This window comes from Bordetella tumbae (genome assembly GCF_054780995.1).
The window spans coordinates 221,792-238,096 of record NZ_BAAGVG010000011.1; the positions used below are offsets into that span (position 1 = coordinate 221,792).

The 16,305-nt window shown below is 61.6% G+C and carries 18 protein-coding genes; 10 read left to right on the plus strand and 8 right to left on the minus strand.

Annotated features, from left to right (window positions below; translation table 11 throughout):
- Positions 1 to 24: 24 nt before the first annotated feature.
- Positions 25 to 924 (minus strand): NAD(P)/FAD-dependent oxidoreductase, encoded by a 900-nt coding sequence (locus ACYVI2_RS09635; protein WP_415818935.1) that lies wholly within the window; start codon positions 922 to 924, stop codon positions 25 to 27.
- Between the two features lie 125 nt (positions 925 to 1,049).
- Here ACYVI2_RS09635 and folB point away from each other — a divergent pair, with 125 nt between their 5' ends.
- Both folB and ttcA read left to right on the plus strand, forming a co-directional pair.
- On the plus strand, positions 1,050 to 1,409 hold the full coding sequence (folB, locus tag ACYVI2_RS09640) for a dihydroneopterin aldolase (RefSeq protein WP_094824254.1): 360 nt from the start codon (positions 1,050 to 1,052) through the stop codon (positions 1,407 to 1,409).
- A gap of 23 nt (positions 1,410 to 1,432) precedes the next feature.
- Positions 1,433 to 2,437: a tRNA 2-thiocytidine(32) synthetase TtcA gene (ttcA, locus tag ACYVI2_RS09645; protein WP_415818936.1), complete on the plus strand. Its 1,005-nt coding sequence runs from the start codon at positions 1,433 to 1,435 to the stop codon at positions 2,435 to 2,437.
- Between the two features lie 64 nt (positions 2,438 to 2,501).
- Here the strand turns inward: ttcA and ACYVI2_RS09650 are convergent, their stop codons facing one another.
- Genes ACYVI2_RS09650 through apaG form a run of 5 tightly spaced genes read right to left on the minus strand, consistent with a single transcriptional unit; the run spans position 2,502 to position 7,158 of the window.
- Entirely contained in the window at positions 2,502 to 3,458 is a 957-nt protein-coding gene (locus tag ACYVI2_RS09650) for a D-2-hydroxyacid dehydrogenase family protein (RefSeq protein ID WP_415818952.1), read from the minus strand.
- 28 nt (positions 3,459 to 3,486) lie between these two features.
- On the minus strand, positions 3,487 to 4,272 hold the full coding sequence (locus ACYVI2_RS09655; protein WP_415818937.1) for a DsbC family protein: 786 nt from the start codon (positions 4,270 to 4,272) through the stop codon (positions 3,487 to 3,489).
- A gap of 19 nt (positions 4,273 to 4,291) precedes the next feature.
- On the minus strand, positions 4,292 to 5,461 hold the full coding sequence (locus ACYVI2_RS09660; protein WP_415818938.1) for a UbiH/UbiF family hydroxylase: 1,170 nt from the start codon (positions 5,459 to 5,461) through the stop codon (positions 4,292 to 4,294).
- A complete protein-coding gene (gene mltA / locus ACYVI2_RS09665) occupies positions 5,458 to 6,756 on the minus strand; it encodes a murein transglycosylase A (RefSeq protein WP_415818939.1) in 1,299 nt (432 codons plus the stop codon). Before mltA ends, ACYVI2_RS09660 begins: the two co-directional genes overlap by 4 nt.
- Before the next feature lie 27 nt (positions 6,757 to 6,783).
- Positions 6,784 to 7,158: a Co2+/Mg2+ efflux protein ApaG gene (gene apaG, locus ACYVI2_RS09670; RefSeq protein ID WP_094824250.1), complete on the minus strand. Its 375-nt coding sequence runs from the start codon at positions 7,156 to 7,158 to the stop codon at positions 6,784 to 6,786.
- 126 nt (positions 7,159 to 7,284) lie between these two features.
- On the opposite strand from apaG, the gene rpe reads away from it, so the two are divergent.
- From rpe to ACYVI2_RS09705, 7 genes are all read left to right on the plus strand, one after another.
- Complete coding sequence (gene rpe, locus ACYVI2_RS09675; protein WP_094824305.1) at positions 7,285 to 7,992, plus strand: ribulose-phosphate 3-epimerase; 708 nt, start codon at positions 7,285 to 7,287, stop codon at positions 7,990 to 7,992.
- 353 nt (positions 7,993 to 8,345) lie between these two features.
- Positions 8,346 to 9,041 carry a phosphoglycolate phosphatase gene (locus ACYVI2_RS09680; protein WP_415818940.1) on the plus strand — a complete coding sequence of 232 codons (696 nt, stop codon included), beginning with the start codon at positions 8,346 to 8,348 and terminating at the stop codon, positions 9,039 to 9,041.
- 227 nt (positions 9,042 to 9,268) lie between these two features.
- Entirely contained in the window at positions 9,269 to 10,789 is a 1,521-nt protein-coding gene (gene trpE, locus ACYVI2_RS09685; RefSeq protein WP_415818941.1) for an anthranilate synthase component I, read from the plus strand.
- Positions 10,790 to 10,923: 134 nt separating this feature from the next.
- Positions 10,924 to 11,487 (plus strand): aminodeoxychorismate/anthranilate synthase component II, encoded by a 564-nt coding sequence (locus tag ACYVI2_RS09690; RefSeq protein ID WP_415807821.1) that lies wholly within the window; start codon positions 10,924 to 10,926, stop codon positions 11,485 to 11,487.
- Positions 11,488 to 11,506: 19 nt separating this feature from the next.
- Positions 11,507 to 12,538 (plus strand): anthranilate phosphoribosyltransferase, encoded by a 1,032-nt coding sequence (trpD, locus tag ACYVI2_RS09695; RefSeq protein ID WP_415818942.1) that lies wholly within the window; start codon positions 11,507 to 11,509, stop codon positions 12,536 to 12,538.
- On the plus strand, positions 12,535 to 13,323 hold the full coding sequence (gene trpC / locus ACYVI2_RS09700) for an indole-3-glycerol phosphate synthase TrpC (RefSeq protein WP_415818943.1): 789 nt from the start codon (positions 12,535 to 12,537) through the stop codon (positions 13,321 to 13,323). The genes trpD and trpC overlap by 4 nt, the downstream gene beginning before the upstream one ends.
- A gap of 55 nt (positions 13,324 to 13,378) precedes the next feature.
- The gene (locus ACYVI2_RS09705) at positions 13,379 to 13,564 is read left to right on the plus strand and encodes a hypothetical protein (protein ID WP_415818944.1); all 186 of its coding nucleotides are present in this window, start codon (positions 13,379 to 13,381) and stop codon (positions 13,562 to 13,564) included.
- Positions 13,565 to 14,055: 491 nt separating this feature from the next.
- Here the strand turns inward: ACYVI2_RS09705 and ACYVI2_RS09710 are convergent, their stop codons facing one another.
- Together ACYVI2_RS09710 and aqpZ are read right to left on the minus strand one after the other, a co-directional pair.
- A complete protein-coding gene (locus tag ACYVI2_RS09710) occupies positions 14,056 to 14,790 on the minus strand; it encodes an SDR family oxidoreductase (RefSeq protein WP_415820942.1) in 735 nt (244 codons plus the stop codon).
- Between the two features lie 52 nt (positions 14,791 to 14,842).
- Positions 14,843 to 15,550, minus strand: a complete 708-nt coding sequence (aqpZ, locus tag ACYVI2_RS09715) for an aquaporin Z (protein WP_415820873.1) — start codon at positions 15,548 to 15,550, stop codon at positions 14,843 to 14,845.
- Positions 15,551 to 15,674: 124 nt separating this feature from the next.
- On the opposite strand from aqpZ, the gene ACYVI2_RS09720 reads away from it, so the two are divergent.
- Positions 15,675 to 16,184 (plus strand): acyl-CoA thioesterase, encoded by a 510-nt coding sequence (locus ACYVI2_RS09720; RefSeq protein ID WP_415820874.1) that lies wholly within the window; start codon positions 15,675 to 15,677, stop codon positions 16,182 to 16,184.
- Positions 16,185 to 16,305: the final 121 nt, after the last annotated feature.

Genomic DNA, 16,305 nt, shown 5'->3' on the forward strand with positions numbered 1-16,305 from the left:
GGTAGCGCTCGCCCACGCACCGCATCACACCATGCCGCGCTCCCAGCGGCGCTGGATCGCCTTGGCGGCCACGATGCCATCGGCCATCGACGTCACGACACAAGGATGCATGCGATTGGCCACCTCTCCGATGGCATAGGCATCCCGTACTGTCGTCTCGGCCGTGGCACTGTCGGTGTGGATGTAGCCTCGCTCGCCGTGTTGCAGTCCCAGCCCATTGGCGAACGCCGCCTGCGGCTCCCAGCCATAAAACACGAGAATGAGATCGTAGGTGCGCCCATCCACCGTACGCGCCAGGGGATCGACGTGATACGGACCCACGTGTACGCCTTCGCGTCCGGCACGGGCCACCCACTGCTGCTGCGCGCGCACACTGCGCGCATACAGATGTACGTCGCGCGCACCTCGATTACGCACGTAGACGAAGTTCTCATAAGCATTGTCGCCCCCGCCCAGCACGGCGACAGACAGACCCGTGTAGTCTTGCGCCACGATGGACGAGCCCGGGCCGATAAATACGCCAGGCCAAGTGACGCCAGCCGGATGTCCGGGCAGGCCACGCGCACGCACGCCAGAGGCAATCACCAAGGATCGGCCGGACACGGTCTCCGTGCCCCCGCCTGCCATACCAATGTCCACCTCGAAACCGCTCTCGATACGGCGGGCTTGCTGCGCACGAGCCGTCAAACGCACCGGCACCTGAGCTGTCCGCACGCTTTCGGCGATATTGGCCGCCGTCTGTTGACCAGTCACCCCCGGCAACACCGCGATCCAATCGTCGGCAAAGGGGTTATCGTTACCCAAGCCTCCCAGGCGTGAACTCGCCTCGACCAGCAAGGGGGACAAACCCAGGCGAGCCAGCCAAATCGCGCACGAGGCGCCGGCCGGACCGCCGCCCACGATGATCGCGTCATATTGCTGCATGGTTGTCGTATTCCGTGTGTTGCTATCTTGCGCCCTCCCGGCCAAACCGAGGGGCGTATAGCGGGAATTGTAGCGATAGGCGCCGGTCGCCTTACAATTCCGGTTCTCTCTACCAGGTAGACATCATGCCTACACGCCGCATTTTCCTTTCCGGGCTGGCCCTGGATGCCCGCATTGGCATTCTGGAACACGAACGCCGGGCCACACAGCCGCTGCACATCGATGCGGAATTCGACGTCGATATCACCCGTGATGTCGACGACCATGACATCCACAGTGTGCTGGATTACCGCCGCCTGCGCGAAGCCATCGTCGAGGAATGCACTCAGGCTCATGTGAACTTGATCGAAACCCTGTCCGAACAAGTTGCCCGCCGGCTGCTGCGCGACTTTGCCGAGGTACGCGCCGTGAAACTGCGCATCAGCAAGCCCATGGCGTTTTCGGACTGCGCCGCCGTCGGCGTAGAAATTCAGATCAATCGTTAAGCCGCTGTGACGGCGTAACTCTCATGCAAGCTATCAGCGACACCCCGGCGACCTTTCGCACACGCGCCGAAGAAAAAATCCGCCACGAAGGCAACAAGCTCACCAAACGCCTGGCGCGCGAAACGACGCGCGCGCTCAGCGACTACAACATGATCGAAGCGGGCGACCGCGTCATGGTGTGCCTGTCCGGCGGCAAAGACTCCTACGCACTGCTCGATATCCTGATCAGCCTGCGTAAACGCGCGCCCTTTCCGTTCGATATCGTCGCGGTCAATCTGGATCAGAAACAGCCGGGCTTTCCGCCCGACGTGCTGCCTACCTATTTGACCTCGCTCGGCGTGCCCTTTCATATCGAAACGCAGGACACCTATTCGATCGTGACCCGGGTCATCCCCGAGGGCAAGACCATGTGTTCGCTGTGCTCGCGCCTGCGGCGCGGCATTCTGTATCGCGTGGCCGACGAACTGGGCGCTACCAAAATCGCGCTGGGCCACCATCGCGACGATATCCTGGCCACGTTCTTCCTGAACCTGTTCTACGGCGGCAAGGCCAAGGCCATGCCACCGAAACTCGTCTCGGACGACGGCCGCCATACGGTGATCCGGCCGTTGGCCTATGTGCCCGAAAGCGACTTGATCGCGTACGCGAAACTCAAACAGTTCCCCATCATCCCTTGCAATCTCTGCGGCTCTCAGGAAAACCTGAAACGCCAGGAAGTCGCGCGCATGATCCGCGATTGGGATCGCCAACATCCAGGACGCTCGTGGAATGTGTTCAGCGCGCTGTCCAGCGTAGTGCCTTCACACTTGATGGATCGTGACTTGTTTGATTTCGTGGGGCTAAAGCCCACGGGCGTGCCGGACGTCAATGGCGATACCGCGTTTGACACAGTAGACCCCGCCAATGATGCCGCGTCGAACACAGATCAGGGCTGTCATGACGATGCTGACGATAGCGACACCACGCGCAGCCATCGCTCGACAGACGAGCCGATAGCCGAGCAAAAAATCGTGTTCACGCGCAGGTAAAAAAACTGCCGGAGAAGTCGTTGCGCGAGCGGTACGCATTCACCAGGCCCCGGCCACGCCTCACTCAAGCGTTCAACACGCGTACCGGCTTGCCTGCCATCCACCCCTGCACCGACTCGACCGCACTGCGATAGAACGCAGTGAAGTTTTCGGGGCTGACATATCCCAGGTGCGGCGTCAGAACGACGTTGTCCAACGCACGCAGTGCATCGGTGGGCGGCAGCGGTTCTTCTTCGAAAACATCCAACCCGGCTCCTGCGATACGCCCCTTGCGTAACGCATCCAGCAAAGCCTCCTGATCCACCAGCCCAGCACGCGACGTATTGACCAGAAATGCCGAGGGCTTCATTGCCGACAATGCAGCCGCGTCCACTACGTGGCGCGTACGATCGCTCAGGATCAGATGCAAACTGATCACGTCGGCTTCGGCAAACAAGGTCTGTTTGGACGCGTACTCGACGCCTGCCTGCTCCGCCCGCTCGGGCGTGAGATTCGGGCTCCAGGCTTGCACGCTCATCCCGAACGCTTTGCCCACCTGGGCCACCGCGGTACCGAGTTTGCCGAGGCCGACCACACCGAGCCGCTTGCCCGCGATAGGCCGCGGCATCCCAGTTTGCCACAGACCGCGGCGCATATTGGCGTCCTCGATCGTCAAGTTCTTGAACAAGGCGAGAATATGCGTCCAGGCCAGCTCCGAGGTCGCGGTGTTGGCATCCGGACTGCCCGGCGCACCGCACACGACGATGCCGCGACGCGTGCAGGCGTCCAGATCGATCGCCAGATTACGCATCCCGGTGGTGACCAAGAGGCGCAGCTTGGGCAAGGATTCGATCAGCGTTGCCGGAAACGGCGTGCGCTCACGCATCGCAACGATCACATCAAAAGACTGCAAGGCCGCGACTCGATCGCTCTCGGGCAAATAATCGCGAAACGCCTGGACGCGCACTTGCGGCCCTAGCGTCGTCCAGTCAGCGTAACGCTCGGCCACGCCATGGTAATCATCGAGTAACGCAATGCTGATCGTATCCGTACTCACGGTAAGTCTCCGGTTATTTGCCCAAATGGCTCCGAACCATCTCTAACGGCGCAGCGCCATTAAGCCGGCTGCCGTCCTGGAAAAAAATCGCGGGCGTGCCGCGCACCATCAGTTTTTGGCCCAAGGCCAGAACCTGCTGAATCGGCGCATCGCACTCGGCGGTCGGCGGCTTTTTGCCGTCGAGCATCCAATCCTGCCAAGTTTTGGCCGGATCCTTGGCGCACCACACATCACGCGACTTGGTGGTCGAATCCGGCGCCAGAATGGGATACAGGAACGTATAAATCGTGACGTTGTCTTCGTCTTTCAGCGTCTTGTGCAATTGCTTGCAATAGCCGCAGTTAGGGTCCTCGAAAATCGCCATTTTGCGCGCCCCGTTGCCGCGCACCTGCTTGACGGCCAAGTCCAGCGGCAATTGATCGAACGACACCGAGCCCAGTTTTTCCAGGCTCTCGCGCGTCACGTCGCGACGCGTAGCGGCATCGATGAGCGGACCTTCCATGACCCACGTGACCTTTTCGTCGGTGTAGATCAGGTCGCTACCGATCTGCACCTCGTAAATCCCGTACGGCGTACGGCGCGCGGCAGTGACCTCCAAATCGGTAAACAACTCACCAAAACGTTTGGCGACCGCCTGGGCGGCAGGATCCGACGCGGAGGCATCACTCTTGGCCGACTGTCCGGCCGAAGCCGCATCTGCCGGTGCCGACGATGCAGCCTGCGCCCAGGCGCCCACTGACCATACGAGCCCAGCGGCACACAATACCTTGGCCACGCAAGACGAAAAACGGAAACTCATTCATGCTCCTTCGGGCGTCTCAGTTACGCGAGGCGCCATCGATCAAATAACGTTTCACCAGCGGCGCCGCATCCACCCAACGCATCCCTGCGTTGCGCAGCCATGCCAGCGGCGCGTTGCGTGCGCCAAACAAACGATGCAGGCCGTCGGTAGCCACACGCATCGCCAATACCGATTCCGCACGGGCACGCTGATAACGGCGCAACACGCGTTCATCACCGGCCTGGCGATAAGGCTCGCGCTCGGCCACGACACGGGCCAATGCCTCGACATCGCCCAAGCCCAGATTCAGGCCTTGGCCGGCCAAGGGATGCACGCGATGCGCCGCGTCGCCCGCCAAGGCAATGCCAGGCGCCGTCATGCGCCCTTGATCCAGAGTCAGCGGGAATCCGTGCAGTTTGCTGCGCACCTGCAACCGGCCCAGACGGCCATGGGTTGCATGCAAGAGCATTTGCTCCAACTGAGCCGCCTGCGCATCCGGGCCCAAGGCCTGCAGCGTTTCGGCCTGCGCGTCATGCATGGACCACACCATCGATACCTGAGGCCCATCGGCCGTATCGGGCAAGGGCAACAACGCCAACACACCGTCGTCGCGAAACCATTGAAATGCCGTGCCGTGATGCGGCCGCTCGGCATTCAGATGCACCACCAGACCCGTGTCGTTATACGGCACCGACGTGTGCTGCATACCTGCAGCGGTACGCAGCGGCGACGAGGCGCCATCGGCGCCCACGAACAACTCGGCTTTGATCCAACCGCCAGCGCTGGTTTGCACCGCGCCCTGGCGGTAATCGACACAACGCTCTGTCAACCAGGGGATCCCGAACATGCGCACAGCCTGCAGCAGCACACGCTCGATTTCACCGGACTCCACAATCCACGCCAACTGCGGCTGGGCCGCCTGCCAGGCGTTCAGTTCTACCCGCCCATCCGCATCGCCATGAATTTCCATCGCCTCTACCGGCGTAATGCGCGAGACAGGTATGGCATCCCAGACGCCAAGCTCGGCCAAAAAGCGCTGGCTGGCCGGAGAAATCGCATAGACCCGCGGATGGTAGACATCGGCGCTGGCGGCCGGCACTGTCGTGGGCGGTGCCAATAACGTCACCTTCTGACCGCGCCGAGCCAGCGCCAAGGCGCTGGCCAGCCCCACAATCCCGGCACCGCAAATCACAATCGGGCTAGTCATCGCGCGGAGGGCTCCCCAGCCTGCTTCGGCCACAGAACCCACATCTGGCCGCGCTGTTTCATACGGCCGGCCTGGGCGCCGGCCTCATCGCCAAACCCCCAGTAAAAGTCGGCGCGCGCCGCGCCTTTGATTGCTGCCCCCGTGTCCTGGGCAAAGACCAGCCCCTGCAACGGGCGGTCCGACGCCGGCCAGGTGGTCGCGAGAAACACGGGCGTGCCCAACGGCACAAAACTGGTGTCCACGGCAATAGAGCGATGCGCGGCGAGCGCGATGCCATACGCCCCCTTGGGCCCCAATTCGGGATCAATCACCGCCTCTTCACGGAAAAACACCACGGCAGGGTTGGCGTTCAACATTTCCTGAACACGTGCGGGATTACGCTGTGCCCAAGCGCGAATATTCTGCATCGACGCCTCATTGGCGCGCAGCTCGCCTTTGTCAATCAGCCAACGGCCAATCGACGCATAAGGCTGACCGTTGTGATCCGCATACGCAACACGTATCGTCGTACCCGCGTCGGGGCCGTCTTTGAGCAAAACGCGGCCGGAGCCCTGCACCTGCAAAAAGAAGTTATCGACCGGATCGTCCACCCAGACAATCACCGGCGGACGGTTGCCCGAAGACTCGATCGCCGCGCGCGTGTCATAAGGCACCACGCGCTTGCCCACCAGCTTGCCGCGCACCCGTTTGCCGGCCAGATCGGGATACACCGCCCCCAGATCAATCGTCAGCAAATCGTCCGGCACCGCGTACAACGGCCATTGATACGGACCACCTTGCGTGCGCGAGCCAGTCACGAGGGGCTCGTAATATCCGGTCACGGTATTGGATGCAGGCCGGTTATCGGCACCATTCAAGCGCCAGGGCTGCAACTGGGTCTGCAAGAACTGACGCACCGTCGCTGCATCCGGGGCCGTATTGCCGAGATTGACGGCCGCCGCGCACACCGGCTGCCATGCACGCGGCGTCGCACGCGCCGGGGCCGCCAGATTGCCGGTCGTCTGCCGCATCAGGCCCTGGCAATTGCGCAAAAACAGCGGCCAGAAACGCGACAGATCATCATTGCTCCACCCCGGCAATTCAGCCCAGGCGGCGCGTTGGAAGCGGCCGGCCAGCGTCCGCGCGGGCGTATCCCGCAACGCGGTCAACGGCGGCACCACCAAAGGCCCCGTATCAGACACATTAACCGAGCCGGGCTGACCAGGCTCACCGCCTCCGGAAGGGGGCGGCGTGGTGCATGACGCCAACGCCGCCAACAAGGGCGGCAGGCACAACAATTTCAGAAAACGATTCATGGGCAATCTAGTGGGACGGTCAATCCGTCAATGCAAGGTACGCGGCATGGCCAGCAGGAATTCGGCAATCGGCACCTCAAACGGGATGCCGTTTTCGCCCACGCAATGGTAAGTCCCTCGCATGGTACCGACAGGCGTAGGCAGCGGACAGCCGCTGGTGTATTCAAACGTTTCGCCGGGAGCCAGCAAGGGCTGTTGGCCCACCACGCCCAGCCCGCGGACCTCTTCGACGTGCTGGTTGCCGTCGGTGATGATCCAGTGACGGCTGATGACCTGCGCGGGATGCTCGCCGGTGTTGGTGATGCGGATGGTATAGGCGAACACATACTGCTGTTCGGCGGGATCAGATTGCTCGGGCACGAATCGCGGAGCAACGGAGACGGTCAGGTCGTACGGTTTCACGGGCCTTTTCCGAGGAGCACAAAGGCGGTTGGACAACGCGCCGAGCGACAAATAGCCCTGTCAGGCGACCGTCACGCGCGGCAAATTACAATAATGGCACATTATGCCCGTGGAAACCTGATCATCATGCCCGCCTCATCCTCGGCCCTCACCCGTATCGCCCCCAGTATCCTGTCCGCAGACTTCGCCCGCCTGGGCGAGGAAGTCCGCAACGTCGTCGCCGCCGGCGCCGACTGGATCCATTTCGACGTGATGGACAACCATTACGTTCCCAACCTGACCATCGGCCCCATGGTGTGCGCCGCCATCCGGCCCCACGTCCAGGTGCCGATCGACGTGCACCTGATGGTCGAGCCCGTGGACGAGCTGATCCCCCAGTTCGCCAAGGCTGGCGCCAACATCATCACCTTTCACCCCGAAGCCTCGCGTCATGTGCACCGGACCCTGTCATTGATCCGCGATCACGGCTGTCAGGCCGGCCTGGTGTTCAACCCGGCCAGTTCTCTCGACGCCATGGACCACGTGATGGACTTGCTGGACGTCGTCCTGTTGATGTCGGTCAACCCCGGTTTTGGGGGACAGAGCTTCATCCCCTCCACGCTGGACAAACTACGCGACGCCCGCCAGCGCATCGACCGCTGGGTCCAGGCCGGCGGTCAGCCCATCCTGCTGGAGGTGGACGGCGGCGTCAAAGTCGACAACATCGCACAAATCCGCGCCGCCGGCGCGGACACCTTTGTCGCCGGCTCGGCCATTTTCGGCAAACCCGACTACACCAAAGTCATCCAGGACCTGCGCGACGAAATCGCCAAAGCCGGAACACTGACGGTTTAAGCCCCGTGCCGTCGCACATCTCCGGGCGGAAAAAAGGCCAAAAAGCCGTGCCAACCCGTCAATGTGCCTCTGACGTGAGTTTGTCCCAGCCGGTGAGCGGTGGCGGGTGGGCCTGTCGGAGGCTGCCGAGTCCGCATCCCATCGGCGGGGGCAGTCCGGGGGCCATGTCTGAGCGAAGCGAGTTTGGCCCCCGGCCCGCCGATGGGATGTGGACGAAGGCCGAGTCCCCGTTGAGGGGACGAGTCAGCCGACCAGGCCGGCCCGCCACCGCTCACCGGCTGGGACAAACGCCTTAAGAACTCACCTCTGGCCCCTTTTCAACGCCATAAACCTTATTACGACGGACCCCCCTCATGCCCACCTTCCAAGCCGTCCTCCTAGACCTAGATGGCACCCTGCTAGACTCCATCCCTGATCTAGCCCATGCCGCCAACGCCATGCGCATCGAGCTGGGCATGCCCGCCCTGCACGAAGACATCGTGGCGACCTTCGTAGGTAAAGGCGTAGACAACCTTGTACGCCGCGCCCTAGCCGGATCCTTGCACGCAGCCGACCCTGAGCCCGCCGAGTTCGAGCGCGCCCGCGAGTCGTTCTACCGGCACTATCACCTGGTCAACGGCGACAAGGCCACCATTTTCAACGGCGTCATCGAGGGCTTGAAAGCCATGCGCGAGCAGGGCCTCAAGCTGGCCGTCGTCACCAACAAGCCCACCGAATTCACCATTCCGTTGTTGCAACGCACAGGCCTGGCGGGCTTTTTCCAGGAAATCGTCTGCGGCGACACCTGCGAGCGCCGCAAACCCGATCCTGACCAGATGTTCTACGCCTGCGAACGCCTGGGCGTCACCCCTGACCAGGCGCTCGCCATTGGCGACTCGGTCAACGACGCCCAAGCCGGCCGCGCTGCCGGCATCCAGGTGCTGGCAGTACCGTACGGCTACAACGAAGGCCAGGACGTGCACGGATTGGATGTCGATGGTATAGTTGCCAGCATTGCTGAAGCGGCCGAGTGGATCGCCCGCAAAAACGCCGAACAGCAACAGGCTTGATTTTTACTTCGACCCGATTCATATGAACGCTCGCCTCTCGAACCAAATGCGCAACGCCTCGTGGCGTTGGTGGCGTTTGTCTTCCGGGTGGCGATAGTTCCTTCCCGGCCCTGGACGCGTCAGCATCCCAGCGCCGCAGCTGCATAAAAACAGCGCCAAAGCCCGGACCCACACACTGGACCGGGCTTTTTTGTTGATGCGCCCGGTCACCAACGAGAAATCTGAAAATGACCGAAATCGAATTCAAAGCTCTGGCGGCCCAGGGATACAACCGGATCCCTCTCATCTCGGAAACCTACGCCGACCTGGACACGCCGCTGGCCATTTACCTGAAACTCGCCCATAGCGGCCCGCAAAACGGCCACATGAGCTGCCTGATGGAATCCGTCGTGGGCGGCGAGCGCTTTGGGCGTTATTCATTCATCGGCCTGCCGGCCCATACAGTGATCCGTGCCAGCGGCACCACCACCGAAGTCCTGCACAACGGCCAGATCGCCGAAACCCACGAGGGCGACCCGCTCGCGTTCATCGAACAATACCAAGCGCGCTTCAAAGTCGCCCTGCCCCCCGGCATGCCGCGGTTCTGCGGCGGCCTGGCCGGCTATTTTGGCTACGACACCGTGCGCCACATCGAGCCGCGCCTCGGACCCGCCGTCAAGCCATTTCCCGACGGCATGGACGGAGGCACCCCCGACATCATGCTGATGCACGTCGACGAACTGGTCATCGTCGACAACCTGGCGGGCCGCACCTATCTGATGGTGTACGCCGATCCACGTCAGCCCGAAGCCTACAGCCGCGCCCAACGCCGCCTGCTCGATTTGCGGACCCGCCTGCGCCGCCCCGTCGACATTCCCTACAGCCACCCCAGCATGCTGACCGACGAACAGCGTGACTTCAAAAAAGAAGACTATCTCGCCGCCGTACATCGCGCCAAGGAATACATCGCCGCCGGCGACCTCATGCAAGTCCAGATCGGTCAGGTCATCTCCAAACCATTTCGCGACTCGCCGCTCTCGCTCTATCGCGCACTGCGTTCGCTGAACCCTTCGCCCTACATGTACTACTGGAATTTCGGCGACTTTCAGGTGGTCGGATCATCCCCCGAAATCCTGGTGCGCCAAGAGCAAATCCAGGACAACGGCGTCGCCAAATCCCAAGTCACCATCCGCCCGCTGGCAGGCACCCGCAAACGCGGCGCCACGCCCGAGCAGGATCTGGCCCTGGCCGCAGAACTGCAGGCCGACCCCAAGGAAATTGCAGAACACGTCATGCTGATCGACTTGGCCCGCAACGATGTGGGCCGCGTCGCCGAAGTCGGCTCCGTCAAGCTCACCGACACCATGACCATCGAACGCTATTCACATGTCATGCATCTAGTGTCGAACGTCACCGGCAATCTGAATCCCGGCATGAGCAGCATGGACGTGCTGCGCGCAGCGTTCCCCGCGGGCACCTTGACTGGCGCCCCCAAAGTCCGCGCCATGGAAATCATCGACGAGCTCGAACCTGTGCGCCGTGGCATTTATGGCGGCGCAGCCGGCTACTTGAGCTACGGCGGCGAAATGGACGTCGCCATCGCCATCCGCACCGGCGTCATCAAGAACGGCATGCTGTACGTCCAGGCTGCCGCCGGCATCGTTGCCGATTCCAACCCCGAGATGGAATGGGCCGAAACCGAAGCCAAGGCTCGCGCGGTGTTGCGTGCAGCTGAGCAAGTGCAACACGGATTGGACGAACCGATCTAAGGCCAGTCACTACCGATATCGAACCAAATACGCAGCGGCCGACGGCCACCCTTGAACGACGCGTCCAAGGCCGCCTCTTAAAGAACAATGCACGGATTCCAAGCGACCGCGCCATTCATCCTCGCAGGTGCCCCATGCTGCTGATGCTAGACAACTACGATTCCTTTACCTACAACCTCGTGCAGTACTTCGGCGAACTCGGCGAAGACGTACAGGTTGTCCGCAATGACCAGATTACCCTGGACGAAATCGCGGCCATGAAACCCGATCGCATCTGCGTATCGCCCGGCCCGTGCTCACCGGCCGAAGCCGGCGTCTCCGTCCCGCTCATCCAGCGCTTTGCCGGACAAGTTCCCATTCTGGGCGTATGCCTGGGCCATCAGGCCATCGGCGCGGCCTACGGTGGCGACATTGTGCGAGCGCAGCAAATTATGCACGGCAAAACGATACAGGTCTCGCATACCGGCACCGACATATTCGCCGGCCTGCCGACGCCGTATACCGTGATCCGCTACAACTCGCTGACCATCGACCCCAAGACCCTGCCTGACTGCCTGGAAGTCACCGCCACTGCTCCCGACGGCGACATCATGGGGGTTCGCCACAAAACGCTGCCGCTGTACGGAGTACAGTTCCATCCTGAATCGGTCCTGAGCGAGCACGGGCATGACATGCTGCGCAATTTTTTGAACATCTAATAACCAGGGGACAACCATCATGACCATCACCTGCACGGAAGCGCTGACCCGATGCATCGAACACCGTGAAATTTTCCACGACGAAATGCTGCACCTGATGCGCATGCTGATGCGTGGCGAGATGTCGCCCCAAATCGCCAGTGCGCTCATCATGGGCCTGCGCGTCAAAAAAGAAACCGTAGGAGAAATCACCGCCGCGGCGCAGGTCATGCGCGAGTTCGCCACGCCTGTCATTACCCCTAATCCCAACGACCTGCTGGACATGTGCGGCACAGGCGGCGACGGCAGTCACACTTTCAACATTTCGACCACAGCCATGTTTGTCGCCGCCGCCGCTGGCGTACCCATCGCCAAACATGGCGGCCGCAGCGCATCATCGTCATCGGGCAGCGCCGACGTGCTGGAAGCCCTGGGCGCCAATCTGGTCCTGAGCCCCGAACAAGTCGCCGAATGCCTGCAGGCCACCGGCATCGGCTTCATGTTCGCGCCCGCGCACCACAGCGCCATGAAAAACGTCGCCCCGATCCGCAAAGAGCTGGGCGTGCGCACCATTTTCAACATCCTGGGACCGCTGACCAACCCCGCGGGCGCTGCCAACCAACTGATGGGCGTCTTCCACCCCGATCTGGTCGGCATCCAGGTACGCGTCTTGCAGCGCCTGGGCTCGCGGCATGTCCTGATCGTGCACGGCAGAGACGGCATGGACGAGGCATCGCTGGGCGGCGCCACCCTGGTCGGCGAACTCAAAGACGGGCAAATCCGCGAATACGAGATCCATCCAGAAGACTACGGGCTGGCAATGGTGTCTAATCGGGGAATCAAAGTGACCAACCGCGAGGAGTCTCGCGAACTTGTCATCCAGGCCCTAGACAATGTCGAAGGCGTTGCCCGCGACATCGTCGCCCTGAACGCAGGGCTGGCGATCTACGCCGGCAACAAAGCCGATACCATCGGCCAGGCACTATCGATGGCCTTTGAAACACTTGCCAACGGCTCGGCCCGCGCCAAGCTGGAAGAATTCTGCGCTTATACCCGGAAATTTCAAAAATGAACGACATTCTCGCGAAGATCCTCGCCGTCAAGGCAGAGGAGATCGCCACGGCACGCCAGTTGCGTAGCGAAGCGGAGCTATTGCGCGAAGCGCAGGCTCGCCAGGACGTACGCGGCTTTGCCCAAGCTATCGAAGACAAGATTGCCCAAGGCCATGCCGGCGTGATTGCCGAGGTAAAAAAGGCTTCGCCCTCCAAGGGCGTCCTGCGCGAAAACTTCGACCCCGCCGCGATCGCCGCCACCTATGCCGTACACGGTGCGGCCTGCCTGTCCGTACTGACAGACGTGCAATTTTTCCAGGGCTCGCACGACAACCTGCGTCGTGCCCGTGCGGCCTGCCCGCTGCCCGTGCTGCGCAAGGATTTCGTGATTGATTGCTATCAGGTCATCTCGGCCCGTGCCATGGGCGCCGACTGCGTCCTGCTGATCGTAGCCGCCTTGGCGCCGAACCAGCTACGCGACCTGGAAACATTGGCAATAGAGCTGGGCATGGACGTCCTGGTCGAGGTGCACGATGCCAAAGAACTGGACATCGCCCTCAGCCTCAAGACCACCCTGCTGGGTATCAACAACCGCAACCTGCGCACCTTCGAAACCAGCCTGCAAAACACCCTGGATCTGCTGCCGCACATCCCGGCCGGCAAACGCGTCGTCACCGAAAGCGGCATCCTGACCCCCGACGACGTCAAGCTCATGCGCAGCCACAAAGTCGACGCATTCCTCGTAGGCGAAGCCTTCATGCGCGCCGAAGACCCCGGCGCCGAATTGGCACGCCTGATGCGCTAACCCCTAGAGTTGCGGTGAGCAGACCTCTGCGCACCGCAACTCCCGGAGACCCGCCATGAAATCCTCTCGTGCAACCCTGCCAGCCCTGCGCACTACCCTCGCGCTAATCGCCCTCACCGCACTCCTCACCGGCTGCGCATCGCTCAACGACCCAGGCCCTCCACACCCCGGCGCAGTCAACCCGTACAGCAACGGCGGCTTCCATGACGCCGGCCCCAATTACCCCAATACCGGCATTTGAACGCCCGAGCACACAGTATTGCTCCACTCTCGGCCGTAGAACGCCAAAGCACACCATCCAATACAGCGGCCTGATCACACGTCGCCCCAGCTCCATCGGCGTCTGATCGAAGGCACGACGGCCGCGCTCAGCATCAGCCCGTGTCCACTCGAGGCACACGGCTGCAACCCGAAACAAATCTTGAACACCCCCGGTATGCCACCACTGTGAGTCCCTGCCGGGTGCGTGGGCGTTGTGCCGGCCCGTAGAGCTCGCCGAACCTGCCTTGTCAGGCGGGGGGCAGTCGGCTGGGCATGTTTGAGCGCAGCGCAGCGGAGCGAGTTTGCCCAGCCGCCCCGCCTGGCGAGGCAGGTGAAGGGAAGTCTGGCCGCGCAGGCGGCCAGACCGAGCGATAGGGCCGGCGCGGCGCCCACGCACCCAGCAGGGACGCCTAATGAGCCCATCCTATGTCAGCAAACCAACGCCTAACCTAATAACTAACTAAACCAAGCCTATTTCCCACCAGAAACCTCGATAAACGACCCCGTCGTATACCCCGCCTCATCGGAAAAAAACCACATCACCGCCCCCGCTACCTCCTCAACGGTCCCGCCCCGCTGCAACGGAATCGCACTGGCCAATCGATCCACCCGCCCAGGCTCCCCGCCACTAGCGTGCATCTCGGTATAAATCGTGCCCGGCCGAACCGCATTCACCCGAATCTGATCAGCCGCCACCTCTTTAGACAGACCGATCGTCAACGTATCCAGCGCGCCTTTCGACGCCGCGTAATCGATATACTCCCCAGGCGATCCCAAACGAGACGCGACCGAAGACACATTCACGATAGCGCCGCCCCGTCCTCCATGACGCGGACTCATGCGACGCACCGCCTCGCGGCAACACACCACCGCGCCGACAACATTAGTCATCAGAATGCGCGTCACACGGGCAGCATCCAGGTCCTCGAGCCGGCATTGCGTCTCGAGTATGCCGGCGTTGTTGACCAGAGCATCCACCCTGCCCAACTCCCGGTCCACGGTTTGAAACAGCTGCACAACCTGTGCCTCATCGGCAACGTCCGCGCCGACGGCAATGGCTCGCCCGCCATTGGCTTGAATCTCTCGCACCACCGCATCCGCATCCTCGCGACGATGACGATAATTCACGCAAACGGCATAACCCCGGCGGGCAGCCAGGCGTGCCACCGCGGCGCCTATTCCCCGGCCGCCGCCGGTGACCAACATGATTTTTTCAGACTGAGACACGTGTCGCTCCATCAAATGGGGCGACGGTTTCTCATGCGTCTTGGCGCCCCGCTACGAAACGGTATACCACTGCGGCCAGAATAGCGCCCACAATCGGCGCCACCCAGAACAGCCACAACTGCTCCACCGCCCATCCTCCGACAAACAACGCCGGACCCGTAGAGCGCGCCGGGTTCACCGAAGTATTCGTCACAGGAATACTGATCAAATGAATCAGCGTCAGGGCCAGGCCAATCGGTATCGGGGCAAAGCCGGCCGGCGCGCGCTTATCAGTAGCGCCCAAAATCACGAATAGAAAACCAAACGTCAGAACGATTTCGCATGTCAGTGCAGCGCCCAAGGCATACTTGCCCGGAGAATGGTCGCCATAACCGTTCGCGGCAAAACCGCTTGCCACCAGATCAAAGCCTGGCTTGCCGCTCGCAATGCAATACAGCACGGCGGCCGCCAATATCGCTCCGATCACTTGCACCACCACGTAAGGCAGAATCTCGCGCATCGGAAAACGCCCCCCTACGGCGAGGCCTACCGTGACTGCCGGGTTGAAATGCCCGCCTGAGATATGGCCTACCGCATAAGCCATGGTCAACACCGTCAACCCGAACGCCAGGGCAACGCCTGCAAAACCAATACCCAGTTCAGGAAAACCTGCAGCCAGCACCGCGCTGCCGCAACCGCCTAACACCAACCAAAAAGTACCGATCAACTCGGCCATGCAACGTTTGGATAATGATGACATGATGGGCCTCTCCAAGGGATGGAGCTTGTGATCGTACCCCTATTTAATGGCAGCGTATCGTCAAGTTTTGCAAAAACAACAAGCCCAGCGATTACCATGGCGTTTTCCACTCGCACGATCTGCCATGCAAGAAACCAATCACCAATTGTCGATGACTATCCTGATGACGCCCGATATGGCGAATTTTGCAGGCAACGTCCACGGCGGCACGATTTTGAAGTATCTGGATCAGGTCGCCTATGCCTGTGCCAGCCGTTATGCGGGCCACTACGTCGTCACGCTGTCCGTCGACCAAGTCGTGTTTCGGCAACCGATCCATGTCGGAGAACTGGTCACGTTTCTGGCGTCCGTGAACTACACGGGCCGGACCTCGATGGAAATCGGCATCAAAGTGATCACCGAAGACATCCGCAAACAAATCGTGCGCCACGCCAACAGCTGTTATTTCACGATGGTGGCAGTCGACGATAACGGTCAGCCGACAGCCGTCCCGCCATTGGTCCTGCATACCCTGGAGCAGCGCCAGCGCTACGAAGCAGCAAGCGAACGCCGCGCGTTACGCCAAGAGATGGAAAAACACCACGAAGAAATCAAGCAACGGGTGCAGGACCCGGCATCCGACTCGGCGGATTAATCAATCCGTTCTGCTTCTGGCGGGTACAAAAAGCGAGTCGTCATGAGCGTCCGCGGCGCTCATGACGCCAGCCAGGCAGGCAGGCCGCGTCGCAGATCGTGTTGCCACACGAAAAATCCTC

Bases quoted from the DNA above. Each gene is read 5' to 3' on its own strand.
- ACYVI2_RS09635 (WP_415818935.1), bottom strand. From the start codon at position 924: ATGCAGCAATATGACGCGATCATCGTGGGCGGCGGTCCGGCCGGCGCC.
- folB (WP_094824254.1), top strand. From the start codon at position 1,050: ATGCCTACACGCCGCATTTTCCTTTCCGGGCTGGCCCTGGATGCCCGC.
- ttcA (WP_415818936.1), top strand. From the start codon at position 1,433: ATGCAAGCTATCAGCGACACCCCGGCGACCTTTCGCACACGCGCCGAA.
- ACYVI2_RS09655 (WP_415818937.1), bottom strand. From the start codon at position 4,272: ATGAGTTTCCGTTTTTCGTCTTGCGTGGCCAAGGTATTGTGTGCCGCT.
- ACYVI2_RS09660 (WP_415818938.1), bottom strand. From the start codon at position 5,461: ATGACTAGCCCGATTGTGATTTGCGGTGCCGGGATTGTGGGGCTGGCC.
- mltA (WP_415818939.1), bottom strand. From the start codon at position 6,756: ATGAATCGTTTTCTGAAATTGTTGTGCCTGCCGCCCTTGTTGGCGGCG.
- rpe (WP_094824305.1), top strand. From the start codon at position 7,285: ATGCCCGCCTCATCCTCGGCCCTCACCCGTATCGCCCCCAGTATCCTG.
- ACYVI2_RS09680 (WP_415818940.1), top strand. From the start codon at position 8,346: ATGCCCACCTTCCAAGCCGTCCTCCTAGACCTAGATGGCACCCTGCTA.
- trpE (WP_415818941.1), top strand. From the start codon at position 9,269: ATGACCGAAATCGAATTCAAAGCTCTGGCGGCCCAGGGATACAACCGG.
- ACYVI2_RS09690 (WP_415807821.1), top strand. From the start codon at position 10,924: ATGCTGCTGATGCTAGACAACTACGATTCCTTTACCTACAACCTCGTG.
- trpD (WP_415818942.1), top strand. From the start codon at position 11,507: ATGACCATCACCTGCACGGAAGCGCTGACCCGATGCATCGAACACCGT.
- trpC (WP_415818943.1), top strand. From the start codon at position 12,535: ATGAACGACATTCTCGCGAAGATCCTCGCCGTCAAGGCAGAGGAGATC.
- ACYVI2_RS09705 (WP_415818944.1), top strand. From the start codon at position 13,379: ATGAAATCCTCTCGTGCAACCCTGCCAGCCCTGCGCACTACCCTCGCG.
- ACYVI2_RS09710 (WP_415820942.1), bottom strand. From the start codon at position 14,790: ATGTTGGTCACCGGCGGCGGCCGGGGAATAGGCGCCGCGGTGGCACGC.
- aqpZ (WP_415820873.1), bottom strand. From the start codon at position 15,550: ATGTCATCATTATCCAAACGTTGCATGGCCGAGTTGATCGGTACTTTT.
- ACYVI2_RS09720 (WP_415820874.1), top strand. From the start codon at position 15,675: ATGCAAGAAACCAATCACCAATTGTCGATGACTATCCTGATGACGCCC.